Annotated in this window: 14 protein-coding genes and 1 pseudogene; 5 read left to right on the top strand and 10 right to left on the bottom strand. The window is 54.5% G+C overall.

Translation table 11 applies throughout. The annotated features are described in order from the left end of the window. Positions 1 to 69: 69 nt before the first annotated feature. Positions 70 to 1017 carry a ribose-phosphate diphosphokinase gene (gene prs / locus ACRDD5_RS20450; protein ID WP_003856663.1) on the top strand — a complete coding sequence of 316 codons (948 nt, stop codon included), beginning with the start codon at positions 70 to 72 and terminating at the stop codon, positions 1015 to 1017. Between the two features lie 120 nt (positions 1018 to 1137). Beyond that, on the top strand, positions 1138 to 2832 hold the full coding sequence (gene dauA / locus ACRDD5_RS20445) for a C4-dicarboxylic acid transporter DauA (RefSeq protein ID WP_438677823.1): 1695 nt from the start codon (positions 1138 to 1140) through the stop codon (positions 2830 to 2832). Here dauA and ACRDD5_RS20440 read toward each other — a convergent pair. Next, complete coding sequence (locus ACRDD5_RS20440; protein WP_438677822.1) at positions 2818 to 3861, bottom strand: MerR family transcriptional regulator; 1044 nt, start codon at positions 3859 to 3861, stop codon at positions 2818 to 2820. The two genes, dauA and ACRDD5_RS20440, sit on opposite strands and share 15 nt — an antisense overlap. A 124-nt stretch (positions 3862 to 3985) precedes the next feature. Beyond that, positions 3986 to 4261 (bottom strand): stress-induced protein YchH, encoded by a 276-nt coding sequence (gene ychH, locus ACRDD5_RS20435; protein ID WP_039030722.1) that lies wholly within the window; start codon positions 4259 to 4261, stop codon positions 3986 to 3988. Positions 4262 to 4535: 274 nt separating this feature from the next. On the opposite strand from ychH, the gene pth reads away from it, so the two are divergent. Beyond that, complete coding sequence (gene pth / locus ACRDD5_RS20430; protein WP_438677821.1) at positions 4536 to 5120, top strand: aminoacyl-tRNA hydrolase; 585 nt, start codon at positions 4536 to 4538, stop codon at positions 5118 to 5120. A gap of 126 nt (positions 5121 to 5246) precedes the next feature. Then, positions 5247 to 6341 (top strand): redox-regulated ATPase YchF, encoded by a 1095-nt coding sequence (ychF, locus tag ACRDD5_RS20425; RefSeq protein WP_271284109.1) that lies wholly within the window; start codon positions 5247 to 5249, stop codon positions 6339 to 6341. Positions 6342 to 6431: 90 nt separating this feature from the next. On the opposite strand, the gene ACRDD5_RS20420 is transcribed toward ychF, so the two are convergent. Together ACRDD5_RS20420 and ACRDD5_RS20415 are read right to left on the bottom strand one after the other, a co-directional pair. Continuing rightward, positions 6432 to 8489, bottom strand: coding sequence for a beta-galactosidase (locus ACRDD5_RS20420; RefSeq protein WP_438677820.1), 2058 nt, complete (start codon positions 8487 to 8489; stop codon positions 6432 to 6434). A gap of 11 nt (positions 8490 to 8500) precedes the next feature. Continuing rightward, positions 8501 to 9733: an oligosaccharide MFS transporter gene (locus tag ACRDD5_RS20415; RefSeq protein ID WP_271284104.1), complete on the bottom strand. Its 1233-nt coding sequence runs from the start codon at positions 9731 to 9733 to the stop codon at positions 8501 to 8503. Positions 9734 to 10078: 345 nt separating this feature from the next. On the opposite strand from ACRDD5_RS20415, the gene ACRDD5_RS20410 reads away from it, so the two are divergent. Beyond that, complete coding sequence (locus tag ACRDD5_RS20410) at positions 10079 to 11092, top strand: LacI family DNA-binding transcriptional regulator (RefSeq protein ID WP_438677819.1); 1014 nt, start codon at positions 10079 to 10081, stop codon at positions 11090 to 11092. A 67-nt stretch (positions 11093 to 11159) separates the two neighbouring features. On the opposite strand, the gene ACRDD5_RS20405 is transcribed toward ACRDD5_RS20410, so the two are convergent. From ACRDD5_RS20405 to ACRDD5_RS20380, 6 genes and pseudogenes are all read right to left on the bottom strand, one after another. Then, positions 11160 to 11774 (bottom strand): hypothetical protein, encoded by a 615-nt coding sequence (locus ACRDD5_RS20405; RefSeq protein ID WP_438677818.1) that lies wholly within the window; start codon positions 11772 to 11774, stop codon positions 11160 to 11162. Then, positions 11771 to 12436: a hypothetical protein gene (locus ACRDD5_RS20400; RefSeq protein WP_438677817.1), complete on the bottom strand. Its 666-nt coding sequence runs from the start codon at positions 12434 to 12436 to the stop codon at positions 11771 to 11773. The genes ACRDD5_RS20405 and ACRDD5_RS20400 overlap by 4 nt, the downstream gene beginning before the upstream one ends. An 80-nt stretch (positions 12437 to 12516) precedes the next feature. Next, positions 12517 to 13527, bottom strand: a complete 1011-nt coding sequence (locus ACRDD5_RS20395; RefSeq protein WP_438677816.1) for a LacI family DNA-binding transcriptional regulator — start codon at positions 13525 to 13527, stop codon at positions 12517 to 12519. A gap of 118 nt (positions 13528 to 13645) precedes the next feature. Beyond that, positions 13646 to 14992: an MFS transporter gene (locus ACRDD5_RS20390; protein ID WP_271284098.1), complete on the bottom strand. Its 1347-nt coding sequence runs from the start codon at positions 14990 to 14992 to the stop codon at positions 13646 to 13648. Positions 14993 to 15187: 195 nt separating this feature from the next. Then, on the bottom strand, positions 15188 to 16126 hold the full coding sequence (locus tag ACRDD5_RS20385; RefSeq protein ID WP_438677815.1) for a dihydrodipicolinate synthase family protein: 939 nt from the start codon (positions 16124 to 16126) through the stop codon (positions 15188 to 15190). A gap of 10 nt (positions 16127 to 16136) precedes the next feature. After that, positions 16137 to 16397 (bottom strand): annotated as a pseudogene (locus ACRDD5_RS20380) (signal transduction protein); the annotation flags it as partial.

Genomic DNA, 16397 nt, shown 5'->3' with positions numbered 1-16397 from the left:
GCATTCGCCTGGCCCGCACAGTTTACGGTGAAGCTATCCACCATTGGACGCATGCCTGAGGTTCTTCTCGTGCCTGATATGAAGCTTTTTGCTGGTAACGCCACCCCGGAACTAGCACAACGTATTGCCAACCGCCTGTACACTTCTCTTGGCGACGCCGCCGTAGGTCGCTTTAGCGATGGCGAAGTCAGCGTACAAATTAACGAAAATGTACGCGGTGGTGATATTTTCATCATCCAGTCCACCTGTGCTCCAACTAACGACAACCTGATGGAATTGGTTGTTATGGTCGATGCTCTGCGCCGCGCTTCTGCTGGCCGTATCACCGCTGTTATTCCTTACTTTGGTTATGCCCGTCAGGACCGTCGCGTCCGTTCCGCTCGTGTGCCAATTACCGCTAAAGTTGTCGCTGATTTCCTCTCAAGCGTTGGCGTTGACCGTGTTCTGACGGTTGACCTGCACGCCGAGCAGATCCAGGGCTTCTTTGACGTTCCGGTTGATAACGTATTCGGTAGCCCAATCCTGCTCGAAGATATGCTGCAGCTGAACCTGGATAACCCGATTGTGGTTTCTCCGGACATCGGCGGCGTGGTTCGTGCACGTGCTATCGCAAAACTGCTGAACGACACCGACATGGCCATTATCGACAAGCGTCGTCCGCGCGCTAACGTTTCTCAGGTGATGCACATCATCGGTGACGTAGCGGGCCGCGACTGCGTGCTGGTTGACGACATGATCGATACCGGCGGCACTCTGTGCAAAGCCGCCGAAGCCCTGAAAGAGCGTGGTGCTAAACGCGTATTCGCTTACGCGACCCACCCGATCTTCTCTGGCAATGCTGTCAACAACCTGCGCAACTCCGTTATTGATGAAGTTGTGGTGTGCGACACCATCCCACTGAGCGACGAAATCAAAGCCCTGCCTAACGTGCGTACTTTGACCCTGTCCGGGATGCTGGCCGAAGCGATTCGTCGTATCAGCAACGAAGAATCCATCTCTGCAATGTTCGAGCATTAATCGGACGCAGTCTAAAAACCCGCTACGGCGGGTTTTTTTGTCTGTAGCTTTTATTTGTATGACCAATGCCTCCTTCACCTGCCATTGACATGACAGATGATGCGCCCAGGGATGATTATTGTGAAAAAACCCATTTCCTCACATGTTCTGCCGTTCCGCGCCCTCATCGACGCTTGCTGGAAAGAAAAATATACCCTGTCACGCTTTACCCGTGACCTGATCGCCGGGATTACCGTCGGTATTATCGCCATTCCACTGGCGATGGCGCTGGCGATTGGCAGCGGCGTTGCGCCGCAGTATGGCCTGTACACCGCCGCAGTGGCCGGGATTGTGATCGCCCTGACCGGTGGCTCGCGCTTTAGCGTTTCCGGGCCGACCGCCGCCTTTGTGGTGATCCTCTACCCCGTCTCCCAGCAGTTCGGTCTCGCCGGATTGCTGGTCGCCACCCTGATGTCGGGGGTGTTTTTGATTCTGTTCGGCCTGGCGCGCTTCGGCAGGCTGATTGAATACATTCCGATTTCTGTGACCCTGGGCTTTACCTCCGGAATCGGCATTACCATCGGGACCATGCAGATTAAGGATTTCCTCGGTCTGCAGATGGCCCACGTACCGGAGCACTACCTGCAAAAAGTGGGCGCGCTGGCAATGGCGCTGCCAACCATCAACCCTGGTGACGCCGCGATCGGCATTATTACGCTGGGCACCTTAATTCTCTGGCCACGGCTGGGCATTCGACTGCCGGGGCATCTGCCCGCACTACTTCTGGGCTGCGCGGTGATGGGGGTGGTCAATCTGCTGGGCGGCCACGTCGCCACTATTGGCTCGCAGTTTCACTATGTGCTGGCGGATGGTTCGCAGGGTAACGGCATCCCGCAGTTGCTGCCGCAGCTGATCCTGCCGTGGGATCTGCCCGGCTCCAGCTTCACCTTAAGCTGGGACTCCCTGCGCGCCCTGCTCCCCGCCGCCTTTTCGATGGCGATGCTGGGAGCGATTGAGTCGCTGCTGTGCGCGGTGGTGCTGGACGGCATGACCGGCACCAAACATAAAGCCAACAACGAGCTGATCGGCCAGGGGCTGGGGAACATCATCGCCCCGTTCTTTGGTGGTATCACCGCCACCGCCGCAATTGCCCGCTCGGCGGCGAACGTCCGTGCCGGGGCCACCTCGCCGGTGTCGGCGGTGATCCACTCCATTCTGGTGATCCTCGCCCTGCTGGTGCTGGCCCCGCTGCTGTCCTGGCTGCCGCTGTCGGCAATGGCCGCCCTGCTGCTGATGGTGGCCTGGAACATGAGCGAGGCGCATAAAGTCGTGAACCTGCTGCGTCGGGCGCCGAAAGACGACATCATCGTGATGCTGATATGCATGTCCCTGACCGTGCTGTTTGATATGGTGATCGCCATCAGCGTCGGGATTGTGCTGGCCTCGCTGCTGTTTATGCGCCGTATGGCGCGGATGACGCGGCTGGCAGCGGTCAATGTTGAGGTACCGGACGATGTGCTGGTGCTGCGGGTGATAGGCCCGCTGTTCTTTGCCGCCGCAGAGGGGTTGTTCAGCGATCTGGCCTCACGCCTCGAGGGTAAGCGGATTGTGGTTCTGAAATGGGATGCAGTGCCGGTGCTGGATGCCGGCGGGCTGGATGCGTTCCAGCGCTTTGTCGAGCATCTGCCAGAAGGGTGTGAACTGCGGGTGAGTAATCTGGAGTTTCAGCCGCTGCGCACCATGGCGCGGGCGGGGGTGCAGCCGATCCCTGGCCGCCTGGCGTTCTACCCAAATCGTGATGCGGCCTTAGCCGACTTACCCTTAACCACGCGTTGAAAAACGCCGTTGCATCATGATCCCGATCGCCTGCTGGAGCCAGTCGAGCACCGCAGGCGTCATCCAGGTTCCCTTCATCAGATGCGGCTCCTGCTGCATCGCCACCCGGAATTTTTGCTGGGTGGCTGGATCGGTTCCCGCATAGGACTGAAACAGTGCCAGCCAGTTTTCCGCCAGCTGTTGCGCAACGTCTGACGACGGGTCACATGATTCACCCTGCGCCTGATGTAGTTTTGCCACCAGTGGCGGCCACTCCATCATCCGATCAAAATAGTGCGCGCGGGTAAACGCCATCTCTTCCGGGGATAAATAGCGCTGCCAGATGATGAGTTTGCTTTCCGCAAACGCCCGGGTAACGTAATCGATCATCTCGGGGGTGATCCCGGTTTGCTCGCGCATTTGCGGCTCAACGCTGTGCATCTCATTCATGCGGGTCAGGAATTCAGGCTTGCCTGCGGTATCCTGCTCCAGGCGTAGCATCCAGCGCGTGGCAAGATCCATTGCCCGCGGATCGGCGACCTCAACATGCTGTTTCAGCAGCGCGCTGGCCTCCTCAACCAGGGCGGTCCAGATTTCTGCCAACTGTTCGTTCTGCGCCGCAAACGGCAACTGCTGCAACTCTTCGTGACTAAACCAGCGATCGTACATATTCATTAACTCCAGAGTCTGTAGCCAGGACTCGAGATCGGGGGCCGCATTCGCCGTGAGCCCGGCATGCAAATCCGCAAGCCTGTCGCGCAGGGTGTTAATACTGCGGACTTGCTTATCCAGCAGACGAATTTGTGCGTCGAGAAGCTCAGCCAGTGCGAGCGGCTCCTTATCCAGAAAGTCCCTGATTTCAGCAAGTTCCAGCCCCGACTTTGCCAGCGCCTGAATCATATGCAGACGCTGAACCGCCGCCAGGTTATACAGCCGGTACCCTGCCGCACTTCTGGCTGAAGGCAGCAACAACCCTGTTTGTTCGTAATGATGTAACGTTCTTACGGTGATCCCGGCCCGCCTGGCCAGTTCCCCCACCTGAATCAACATAACGGCTCCTTCTCTTGTGCCAGTTGCGTCACTCTGATGCCTTACGTTACGTGAGGGTCAACAAAAGATGCAAAAAAAAACGGTTCCCTCAGGAACCGTTTCTCTTACCATCCGACATGCAGTGTTAGCTATGCTTATGCTGATCGCGACGGCAGCGTTTATCGTAGTGGCGCACCCACCAGTAACGGTCGCAGACCTGCTCGTGGCCGCTGACGCGGGCACCCGCCAGCCAGAGAACGGCACCCAGAAAGATGCTCAGAACCGCGCCGTGAGCGAAATATTGCGGCAGATCGAGCTGCGGAAGCTGGTTTAAAATGGAATAACCGACGCCGACGACCATGACGACTAATCCCAATCCCATCAGCACGTTACCGAGTAGCGAAGCGTTTTTGCGTTTCATCTGTCACCTCCGGAACTTTGGGTCGTAGGGGGAATATCTCCCTAATCCTTGTGTGTAAAGTATAGACAACACCCCTTTTGCTGATTGCGTCAGCGATCACAATTATGCATATCGGCGTAACAAAACTTTACAAATAAGCCTTTGAGTAGCATGAAATTCTAATGGTTCAGAAGCGTAATTATTCTGATTCTATGGGTCGGTTCGCAGAATTTTGTCAAGCGGCGCGGCAGACAGTACACTACGCGCCAGACTTAGTACTTTCAGGAATAAAAACGTGACGATTAAACTGATTGTCGGCCTGGCCAATCCCGGCGCGGAATATGCGGCCACCCGCCACAATGCGGGTGCCTGGTATGTTGATCTGCTGGCGGAGCGGCTGCGCGCGCCTCTGCGTGAAGAATCTAAATTCTTTGGGTTTACCTCGCGCGTGAATCTGGCCGGGGCCGATGTGCGTCTGCTGGTGCCAACCACGTTTATGAACTTAAGCGGTAAAGCGGTTGCCGCGCTGGCGACCTTTTATCGCATCAACCCGGACGAAATCCTGGTGGCACACGACGAACTGGATTTGCCCCCTGGCGTGGCGAAGTTCAAACTCGGCGGCGGTCACGGCGGACATAACGGCTTAAAAGACATCATCAGCAAATTGGGTAATAACCCAAATTTTCACCGTTTACGCATAGGTATTGGTCATCCGGGCGATAAAAACAAAGTTGTTGGTTTTGTGCTGGGTAAACCGCCGGTTTCCGAGCAGAAACTGATCGACGGTGCGGTAGACGAAGCGGTGCGTTGCACCGAAGTCTGGCTGAAAGAAGGCTTAACCAAAGCCACTAACCGTCTTCACGCTTTCAAAGCGCAATAACCGGCGCGAAACGCCTTTTTTACCGCGCAGCCTGCGGGTTACGTGTATAATGGGCGCAGTTATTTACTTTTCTTCGACTCGTTAAGCCTAACGCGTTGAATATCAAGATATTAAGGTGATTCAGACATGGGATTCAAATGCGGTATCGTTGGTCTGCCTAATGTGGGCAAATCCACCCTGTTTAACGCGCTGACGAAAGCGGGCATCGAAGCGGCTAACTTCCCGTTCTGCACCATCGAGCCAAACACCGGTGTCGTGCCAATGCCCGATCCACGTCTGGACCAGCTGGCCGAGATCGTTAAGCCTCAGCGCATCCTGCCAACCACCATGGAATTTGTGGACATTGCAGGCCTGGTAAAAGGCGCATCCAAAGGTGAAGGCCTGGGTAACCAGTTCCTGACCAACATCCGTGAAACCGAAGCTATCGGCCACGTGGTGCGTTGCTTTGAGAACGACAACATCATCCACGTCAACAATAAAGTGGATCCGGCTGACGATATCGAAGTCATCAATACCGAGCTGGCCCTGTCCGATCTGGACACCTGCGAGCGCGCCCTGCACCGCGTGCAGAAAAAGGCCAAAGGTGGCGATAAAGACGCAAAAGCTGAACAGGCTGCGCTGGAAAAATGTCTGCCACAGCTGGAAAACGCAGGCATGCTGCGTGCGCTGAAAAACCTGACTGAAGAAGACAAAGCGGCGATCAAGTACCTGAGCTTCCTGACCCTGAAGCCAACCATGTACATCGCTAACGTCAACGAAGACGGTTTCGAGAACAACCCGTACCTGGATAAAGTGCGCGAAATCGCCGCAGGCGAAGGTTCCGTGGTGGTTGCCGTGTGCGCCGCGGTTGAATCCGACATCGCTGAGCTGGACGACGCTGACCGTGAAGAGTTCATGGCCGAGCTGGGCATCGAAGAGCCGGGCCTGAACCGCGTGATCCGCGCCGGTTACGAGCTGCTGAACCTGCAGACCTACTTCACCGCTGGCGTGAAAGAAGTCCGTGCATGGACCATCCCTGTCGGTGCAACCGCACCTCAGGCGGCGGGTAAAATCCACACCGACTTCGAGAAAGGCTTTATCCGCGCGCAGACTATCGCGTTTGAAGACTTTATCGCGTTCAAAGGCGAGCAAGGCGCAAAAGAAGCCGGCAAGATGCGTGCTGAAGGGAAAGAGTACGTTGTGAAAGATGGCGACGTGATGAACTTCCTGTTCAACGTCTAAGGTACTGGCATCTGCGGATGCTTAGCCAGCCCATAAAAAATCCACGCCCTTGCGTGGATTTTTTGTTAGGAACATCCGGCATTCAACTCATTACGCGCCCGTCAAAAATACCTCAACCCCAAACGCAGGCATTGCATACTGGTGCCCCGCAAGCCGATCGCCACTCAGCAACGGCTCCAGCCTCCTGCTCTCTTCCGCCAGCTCAAGCGTGACGGTCTGGTCGCTGTAGTTCTGCACAAACAGGTACGTCAGCCCCGCATTGTGCCTTGCCGACGCAACAACGCCTTTCGGCAGTTGCATCGCGGTGCAAGCGGCAATGCCGTGTTTATCCGCAATCGTGCGGTAGAAATCACGCAGGAATGCCCCCTCAGTTCTTGCTGCCAGATAGTAAGCCTGCCCTTTGCCGTACCGGTTACGGGTTAGCGCAGGCCGACCCGCGTAAAAGTCCTGTTGATACACGGCCAGCACCTCTGCCGTTTCTGCATGGATTAAATCGCAAAGTTCCTTACAGGTGTATTCCTGAACCGGGCAGCTCCAGTCCGATACAGTAATAGCAAGCTGGTTTGACTGCCCGTCGTACAGACTGTCGATCTCTTCCGACCAGATACCCAGCACCTCCCGCAACGGGCCGGGGAAACCCGTCGTGAAGCACAGATCGTCCGGGTTAACGATCCCCGTCCAGTAGGTGGCGATAAACACACCGCCTGCTGCCACAAACTGATTCACCCGTTCGGCAAAGGCTTCATTCACCATGTAGAGCATTGGCGCGATCAGCACGCGATAACCACTGAGATCCGACTGCTGGGAGACAATGTCCACCGGGATATTTTGCTGCCACAGCGCCTGATAATGCTGCTGCACCGTCTCTTCAAACTTGATCCCGGCGTTGCGCGGCCCGGCAGCATCGTTTACCGCCCAGCGGTTGTCCCAGTCATAGACTATCGCCACCTCAGCCCGGTAATCGCCACCCGCCACATCGGCCAGTTTTTCCAGCGCCACACCGACCTGCTTCACATCCTGCCCGACGCGGGTATTGAGGTGGCCGACGTGATCCACCACCGCGCCGTGTAATTTTTCAATAGAGCCGCGGCTTTTGCGCCACTGGAAATACTGCACCGAGTCCGAGCCATGCGCCACCGCCTGCATGGCCGACAGCAGGTGCATCCCCGGTTTTTTGAGCTTACTGATCGCCTGCCAGTTGGTGGTGCCGGGCGTGGACTCCATCAGCAGGAAAGGCAGGCCGGGTTTCAGACTGCGCATCAGATCAAAGGTGAACGCCGTGTAAGAAGCGACATCCTGCTGATCCCGCGTCTGGTGCCACTCCGGGTAGCTGTCCCACGAGATAAAATCGACTTCCTGCGCCAGACGCCAGTAATCGTAGTCGTAGAACACCCCGTGGAAGTTGGTGGTGGCGGGCAAAGACGGGTTGTAGGGTTTAACCGCCTGAATTTCATGGCGGCAAAACAGCGCCACCTGCTCGGTCACGAAGCGTCGCCAGTCGATATTCAGCGCATGGACAGACTGCTCGCCTTTTGGTCCCGGAGAATGGATCTGGCTCCAGCTGGAATACTCATGGCTCCAGAATGAACTCCACCAGCGCTGATTTAAATTTTCCAGCGTCTGATACTTGTTCTTCAGCCAGTCGCGAAACGCATGCTGGCAACCATCGCAGTGGCACTCGCCGCCATACTCGTTCGAAATATGCCACGCCAGCACCGCAGGATGGTGCGCATAACGTTTCGCCAGCTGTTGGTTAATGTTCCCGGTTAAGCGTAAATACTCGGGTGAAGAGACACAGTGGTTATGCCGTTCCCCGTGCAGGTTTTTGCTTTGATCGTTATTGGTGCGCAACACTTGCGGGTATTTTTCAGATACCCAGGCCGGTTTAGCGCCGCTGGGGGTCGCCAGGAAAACATAAATCCCGTTCGCGTGCAGTGTATCCAGCACATTATCCAGCCAGCCAAACTGATATTCCCCTTCTGCAGGTTCCAGTTTCGACCAGCTGAATATGCCTACCGACATTACGTTGCATTGGGTCTCTTTCATCATCGCGATATCTTTCTCAAGAATATCGGGCTGATCGAGCCACTGGTCAGGATTATAATCCGCACCGTGTAATAAATTGAGCTGCGTAAATAACCTGCTCATAACCACCTCCATTATGCTAAAGACTCGCTCTTCACAGAGAGATCAATGACTTTGTCTTTTCTGTCCCTGAGAGAAAACACCGAGAACAGGGTAAAGAGTCCTGAAATAACGCCAAGAATGATGTACGTGTTGGCAAAACCAATGGTGTCGTAGAAATGCCCTACTACCGGGGAGTAAACCGTGGTGGCAATAGAGGCCGCAAACAGCACTAACAGATAGATGGTGGAAGACAGTTTGTGATCGAAGTTCTGCGCGATGAACTTAAAGACCGAGATCAGAATCAGCGGTTTTTCGATAGCGTGCATCATCTTCACCGCGGCAATCCACACCGGCCCCAGCGGAACGGCGGAGCCCAGAATACGCACCGACATAATGGTTCCGGCGATCACCAGCGCCCACTTCGCGCCAACGCGGTTAACAAACCACGGCATCAGCCCCAGGAATAAGGTTTCGCCGCAAACCTGCACTGATGCCAGCGTGCCGTACCATTTATTGCCTTCGTCAACGCTCGGGAACTGTAACGAGAAATACTGCGCAAACTGTTGGTCGTAGGTGTCATAGATCTGCGTAACGAACAGGGTAAAGATAATCAGCATCCAGAACTGTTTGTCTTTCATCAGCTCCAGCACGTTGCCCGCTTTCAGTGAAGAGGTCATTTTTTCTTCTTCAAGCGTGACGGTAATTTTGGTCAGCGTGAAGCAGATAGCGGCTAATACGATGGCAATACTGGCCAGCCAGAAAGAGAGATTTGGATTGTCGTTAATATTGCGGCCCACAATATAGGCCGCCGCCGCCCAACCCAACGAACCCCACATTCTCACCCGCCCGTATTCGAATGAATAACGACGAGAGATCTTGTCGATATAAGAATCAATTACCCCGCAGCCGGAGTTAAAAATAATGCCGAGGTAGATCCCGCCTAATACCGCCCCGAGCCAGAAGGAACTCACCAGCAGCGGCGCGTAGACGTAAATAAAGAACGGCCCGACGGGCAGCAGCAGTGCCACAATCAGGAAGATTAACGATTTTTTGGTGCCGAACTTATCAGAAATGTAGCCAAAGAAAGGCTGCATGGTCAGTGCAATAAAGGCGTTAATGGCATACAACCATCCGGTTTTGGTGGCGCTGATCCCCAGATGCTGTGTCGTCCAGATAACAAAGAAGGCCATCGTCGACGACCAGGCAAACAGGTACAGAAAATCGAAAATGCTTAAAAGAATGTAGTTCCTTTTACCGGTAACCATTTTTTTCTTCCTCAACAAGGAACAGGATCAGGGCTTTGCTGACTGCTCAGCGAATAGCGTTCTTTTTTAGGTCAGATGGGTGCTGTGACGCCAGATTGATTTTGTTCACTGTTAAAATGTATGACGTTCACATCAGCGTGTTACATACAATACCTGACACTTGACGCAAACAACTCCCTGCACTGAAAACTGTAATGAAGTTCACAGAACGCAATTTTTTAAGCGCAAAAAAGTGAACGAGATCGCGAAATCTCACCATGTGAACGTATGACATTTTGATATAATATTGGCAAAACGCAGAGATGAAACGCGCCGTTTACGCCACGTAAAAAGAAAGGATTGAGGGTGAACAAAAACAGAAATGCGACGCTGGAAGATGTCGCTCGCCATGCTGGTGTCTCCTACCAAACCGTCTCACGGGTGCTCAATAAATCGGTGAACGTTGCCGAAAAAACCCGCGTCCGCGTCGAACAGGCGATTGAGGAGCTGCGCTATGTACCTAACCGTCTGGCGCAGCAGCTGGTCGGGAAACGCGCCCAGACGCTGGGGTTAATCACGACCTCTCTGGCGCTGCATGCCCCGTCGCAAATCGCCGCATCTGTGAAAAAGCACGCCCGTGAAGCGGGCTATCAGGTGTTGATTTCGATGATTGATGAGAGTGACGCCACGGCTATCCAGCAGTCGATCAATGATTTTAAATCCCAGTTTATCGAAAAAATCCTGATCAACGTCCCGCTGGAAACGCCCCTCGCTCAGCAGCTGGCTGAACACAACACCGATGTGACCTGCCTGTTTCTTGACGTCGCCCCGGACAGCGGCGTGTTTCACGTTATCTTCGATCCGGCAAACGGCACCCTGGAGAGCGTTAAGCGCTTATGCGAACTGGGGCACAACGACATTGTGCTGATGCCCGGCCCGCAGCACGCCATTTCGGCCAAATTGCGCCTGGATAACTGGTTAAGCGGCCTGGCGACATTTAACAAAACACCTGCGGCGGTGATTTTTGGCACCTGGGATGCGCAAAGCGGTTACAACGGTGCGCAGCATCTTATCGACAACAATGTGGATTTTAGCGCCCTGCTGGTCGGGAACGACCAGATGGCCCTCGGCGCATTGAGCGCGTTAAGCAAAGCCCACATCGCGGTGCCCGAGCAGGTGTCCGTGATTGGCTACGATGATAGCTATGAAAGCGCCTTCTTCATCCCGGCGCTCACCACGGTACGACTGGATCTGGACGCCCAGGGTAAAGAGGCAGTAGCCCGGGTGCTCGCCGCCACAGAGACCAACACGCCCGGCAATACCGTTTTGCCCGCAGAATTTGTTGCCCGCGATTCGATTGCGGTGAACCGGCAGGGATAAATCAGGCCGCGCGAGCGGCCTTGCTAAAGACGCGTCTGCACAGTGGAAATGAACGCGTCATTGATGCTTACCCTACAATGTCTGAATCGATAAATTTTCTGACTTTCTTGAGGACTTTCGCTGAATCCTCAACCCATTCGCTCATGTCGAAAACGAGGTTTGCCACCTGAATCCTGTCATTGAGCACAAAGGTCTTCGTGCGTGGGTAAGGGTAGTCACTATCAACATAAAATAAGTCATCCAGCACATTGGCGATTTTTATTCGCTTAACTGGCCTGTAAATATAAAATATGACCAGACTCTCACTTTTCTCCGGGTCGGTAACAAGATCCGCCCCTAACCTTTCATTAAATTCATCAACTCTGTCTTTTATATCGCACACGCCCTCTGAATCCATCACAAAGCGCACGCCAATAACGCATGCGGTAGTCGGTGTAACGAGCGTTTTTTGTGAACTGCGGGAATAAACATGCATAGAATCATATAAGGTCAAAAATGCTTCACCATATTCGTTAAAAATGGGTTTTTTCCTGGTTTTAATCTCAGCATAGCTATAAGGAAACCAATATTCAAAATCCACATCCAAGCTTTCAGGTATTTTTTCTAATAAAGGTAAAATCCGATTGTAAGCAGAACTGCAGATGCGGTGAGCCTGTCTTAACTGTACAAATAAATCATTCATTTAGAAGCAAATCCATTATCTGTTAAAGGATGGGAAATAACGTTATGTAAACTACTCCATGTTTTCGTTGGAAGGCGTATCCCATAGAAACTCAACAGGCTGATACAGTCCGAAGCCAGACGATTATTTCTCCCCAACGAATGAGAAAGGGCATGCATCACCTCCCCCCAGGAAATAGCATGAAAACGCACGTCCGGATAACGCCCCCTGAATTCTGCAAGCCAGCGAAACGTCTCAGTAGGGAAATTACCCAGCGCAATGAAAATCAGTTTCTTATGAGTATCCTGTTGTAGATAGGACTCAACCTGCTGCTGCCACTGAGCTTTATACTGCCCTTTGCCAAACGGCGGTTTAACCTCGACAATAATATCCTGATCGTCAAAATCCAGTACCACATCGGGCTCAACTTTCTTGTCAAGGAAGTAGGTTACATAGGAATACCTTTCCCAGAATTTTACATTACGCAGCGGGCCGTGATTAAACTCTTCTGATAAGAGTTGCGACATAAACCGGTTAAATTGCTCTTCAGGAAGATAACTTATCCGACTCCAGAACATGCTGGTTAATAAGTCTTCTGACTTACGAAAGCGATCTCGCCAGCTTTCCGACAGCGCTATGTCCCCGACTCGCCCCGCTTTTCCTTTAGTCAATGCATGAATCATTTATTGTACCGCTATTCGCTGTAATTTTTATTAAATACCGCGGGCTGCTTCGATTTTTAAACTTTATCAGCCCGCTCGCCCTACAGGCTGGCCCGCGCCCGGTGGATCAGCGTCATCGGGATAATCGCGCGCAGGTTCTTCTGCTCTGCGCCATTGATTATCTGCAGCATCGCGTCCACCGCTTTCTCCGACCACGCATCCTCATTCTGGCGAACCGACCAGATATTGTTGGATAAAAAGCCCAGCATGGGGTGTTCATCGAAGGTGCCGATATTAATATCCGCCGGAATATAACCGAAGTGGGAACGCAGCACGCTGAGCGCCCCCTCCAGCACCGGCAGAGAAGAGGCGATAAACGCCGGTGGTGCGGCGTTATGCCGGGCCAGAAATTGCTGCATCAGCTTCTCGCCATCTTCGCGCCGGTTGTGCGCGGTCTCGAGGATCCACTGCTGACAATCCTCAATCCCCTGCGCTTCCAGCACCGAGGTGTAGCCCTTCATACGCTCTTTAATCGTCGGCTGTTCGGTATCACCGGCCATAAAGAAGAGCGGCAGCTGGCCCGCGCTGAACATTGCCTGAGTCAGGGCGATGCTGCCCCGGCGGTTATCGCTGACCACCAGCGAGGTGTCGGTGCCGTCGAAGTCACGGTCCAGCAGCACCAGCGGGCGCGAAGTGCGTTTCAGATGATGATTTTGCGCCTGCAGGGAGGATGGCACGACGAACAGCCCATCAACGTTACGATCGATCAGCGCATCCACCAGCGCATTTTCCTGCTGCAAATCGCTGTAGGTACAGCTGATCATCAGCTGATACCCCGCCTCGCGACAGCGGATCTCCAGCTTTTCGGCGAGGGTGGCAAAGAAGACGTTCGACAGGCGCGGAATGATCAACCCAAGGGTATCGGTTTTATTCAGCTTCAGGCTGCGGGCGGCGTGATTGACGGTATAGCCGTGTTCAGCCACATAGTCATTGATGCGCTTTTGCGTTTTTTCACTGATCCGATACTGCTGGGCTTTATTGTTCAGCACCAGCCGCACGGTGGTAATGGAAATGTTCAGCGCGGTCGCAATGGTCTCGACTGTTTTGGCCATGAGGTACTGAGTCCGGTGAATGACAAAGTGTTAATTTATCATTTTTGCTGCTTCGAAGCAGCAACAGACGATGAAAAGCGCCGGCAGGGGCCAGGGCTTTCACCCTGGCCGATCCGCATCAGTGATGATCTTTGGTTAAGTCACGTTTTGAGGTTTCCGGCGCACGCCAGGCAGCATAGGCCGCCACCAGCGCGGCTATCACCACATAGCTTGCCACCAGCGTCCAGTTATTGTTGTCGAGCGCAGTTAACCCCTTGGCGATAAACGGCGTGAAGCCCCCCGCCACGATGGCCCCCAACTGCGCACCAATCGATGCGCCGCTGTAGCGCACTTTCGGGCCAAACATCTCGGTAAAGAAGGACGGTTGCACCGCGTTAATCGAGTTGTGGGCGATGTTAATCAGCAGCACATAGCCGAGCACCATCAGCACAAAGGATCCGCTTTCCAGCAGCCAGAAGAACGGGAACGCCATCGCCGCAGCAAACAAGGCACCAAAGATGTAGACCGGTCGGCGGCCCACTTTGTCAGACAGAGCGCCAAACAGCGCATGCATCGGGAAGGCCAACACACAGGTCATCATCACCACGCCGAGCATGGTCTGTTTTTCGATCCCTAAGGTGCCCGTCGCATAGGAGACGGCAAACACCGTACACATAAAGAACGGCACGCTTTCGGCAAAACGCAGCAGCATAATCAGCACAATGCTACGCCACTGGGTACGCACGACCTGAACCACCGGACTTTCTTCTTTTTTAGCCTGTTTGTTTTGTTCTTCGCGACGACGCACTTCCTGGAACACCGGAGTTTCGTCCAACCGACGACGCATATACAGGCCCACCAGAACCAGCACCACGCTCAGCATAAACGGAATGCGCCATCCCCAGGAGAACAGTTGCTCATCGGGCAGCATCATCACCAGCGCGAAGATGCCTGTCGCCAGCAGCTGACCAGAGAACCCGCCGGTTTGCGGAATGGCACCGAGCAGGCCACGGCGATTAGCCGGGACGCTTTCGACCACCATCAGCATCGCACCGCCCCACTCCCCACCGACCAGGAAACCCTGGATAAAGCGCAGGATCACCAGCATCACCGGGGCCCAGATCCCGATCATGTCGTAGGAAGGCAGGCAGCCAATCAGGAACGTCGCGGTTCCCATCCCGCCAAGGGTAATCAACAGCGTGATTTTACGTCCCAGCGTATCACCCATGTGGCCAAAGAAGATGCCGCCCAGCGGACGGGCAATAAAGCCGACGCCGAAGGTGGCAAACGAGGCCAGAATACCGACCATCGGGCTGACGGTCGGGAAAAAGACCTTGCTGAAAATCAGCGCGCTCGCCAGGCCATACAGCAGAAAATCATAAAACTCGATGCTGTTACCGATCCAGCTGGAAACCACCACCCGACGAATGCTCGCTTTATCGAGCACCGCCTTTTGCGTGACCGGCATATCAAGAGTGACTGACATAATATTAACCTCATTGGGTTTCATCAGAGTGCGTGGCGCAGTCCGACGTCGCCTGCCATTGCGCGGCAGACGAAAGTTGTAGGGTGCTGAGTCAATGTTTTTATTTTTCAGTTACTGCGTCATCGTGTCGGATGACTTTTTGCTGCACGCCCTTTAATCAATTAAGGGGCGTTAAAGGCATAAAACTCTCGTTATTCAAAGTGATAACTGTTTCTTCACTGCTTCGCCGAGACGCATCATACTGTTAATGGCCTCCGGATAAAAACTTGCCGCGTACGACTGGCTACTTCTCGACCGACAGGCGTAGGCGCTGAAGTTACCGATTTGCTGCTGGTAAAACTTGGCGCATACCGGATAGTCCAGATTTTCGGCCAGCGCGGCGGTGGATAAGTAATCCGCCAGCTGCCCGGCTTTTTGCGGCTCCCGGCGCCAGTTTTCAAACAGCCAGACGTACAGCTCCGGGTGGAAATTGGCCATCACCCCGCTGTAGGCCTGACAGCCCGCGCGCAGTGAGGCCAGCAGCGTCTGGCTGTTAGCGTTGGCCAGATGCAGACGGCTGCCTTCGCTCAGACGCAGGCGCCGTTCCATCACCGGCAGTGAACAGCTGGTGTCTTTAATAAAGGTGTAGCGACCGCTGTTGGCACACCAGGCGATCACCTCATCCGACAGCAGCCGTTTATAAGGATACGGGCACTCGTAAATACCGAGGTCGATAGCCTCCGGCAGAGCGGCAGTCAGCTGCTGCAGCCCGCTCAGGACCTGCGCATCGCTCTCGTCGGCCTGTGCCAGACGGTTGCTGATCAGGATTAAGCCGTCGATTCCTGTCAGTGCCATCGCCGACAGCTGGTTTATCTGCTGGCTGGTGCCCGTTGCAGTATGGCCCGACGCCACCACCGGCACGCGGCCATCGACGATCTGAACGATAAACCGCACCACCTTGCGGGCTTCATCGTCGCTTAAAAAGAACATCTCGCTCGACTGGCAGGCCGCGAACAGCCCGTGAACCCCTGCATTCAGATACCACTGAACCAGTTTCTCCAGTGCGGGCCAGTCGATTTCTCGCCGTTCGTTAAACGGGGTCAGCATCACCGGCCAGACGCCGGTATATTTAGTGGCTTCAGTACGTTCCTGCATGCTCTCACCTTTACAGTAATTTGATGGCATCGCCCGCAACCCACACGCGGATCCCCTGGGTCAGCGACTGGGCGACAAACGCCCGGAAAAGGGTCTCGACATGCGCCTCGTCGATATACGCCACCGTCAGGTGGTTGCTCTGATGCCCGGCCATCAAGGCATCCCGGCTCACGCCGTCCAGCACCGCATTCAGCAGTGGCCATTCGGCGTTGGTGGCGCGACGACGGCGCTCAAACTCCGCCGACGGCAGCTCAACGGCATGACCGGTGCC

Origin of the sequence: Silvania sp. (genome assembly GCF_051656365.1) — a bacterium.
Lineage (GTDB): Bacteria > Pseudomonadota > Gammaproteobacteria > Enterobacterales > Enterobacteriaceae > Enterobacter > Enterobacter hatchlandensis.
This window is presented reverse-complemented; position numbering and strand designations above follow the sequence as displayed.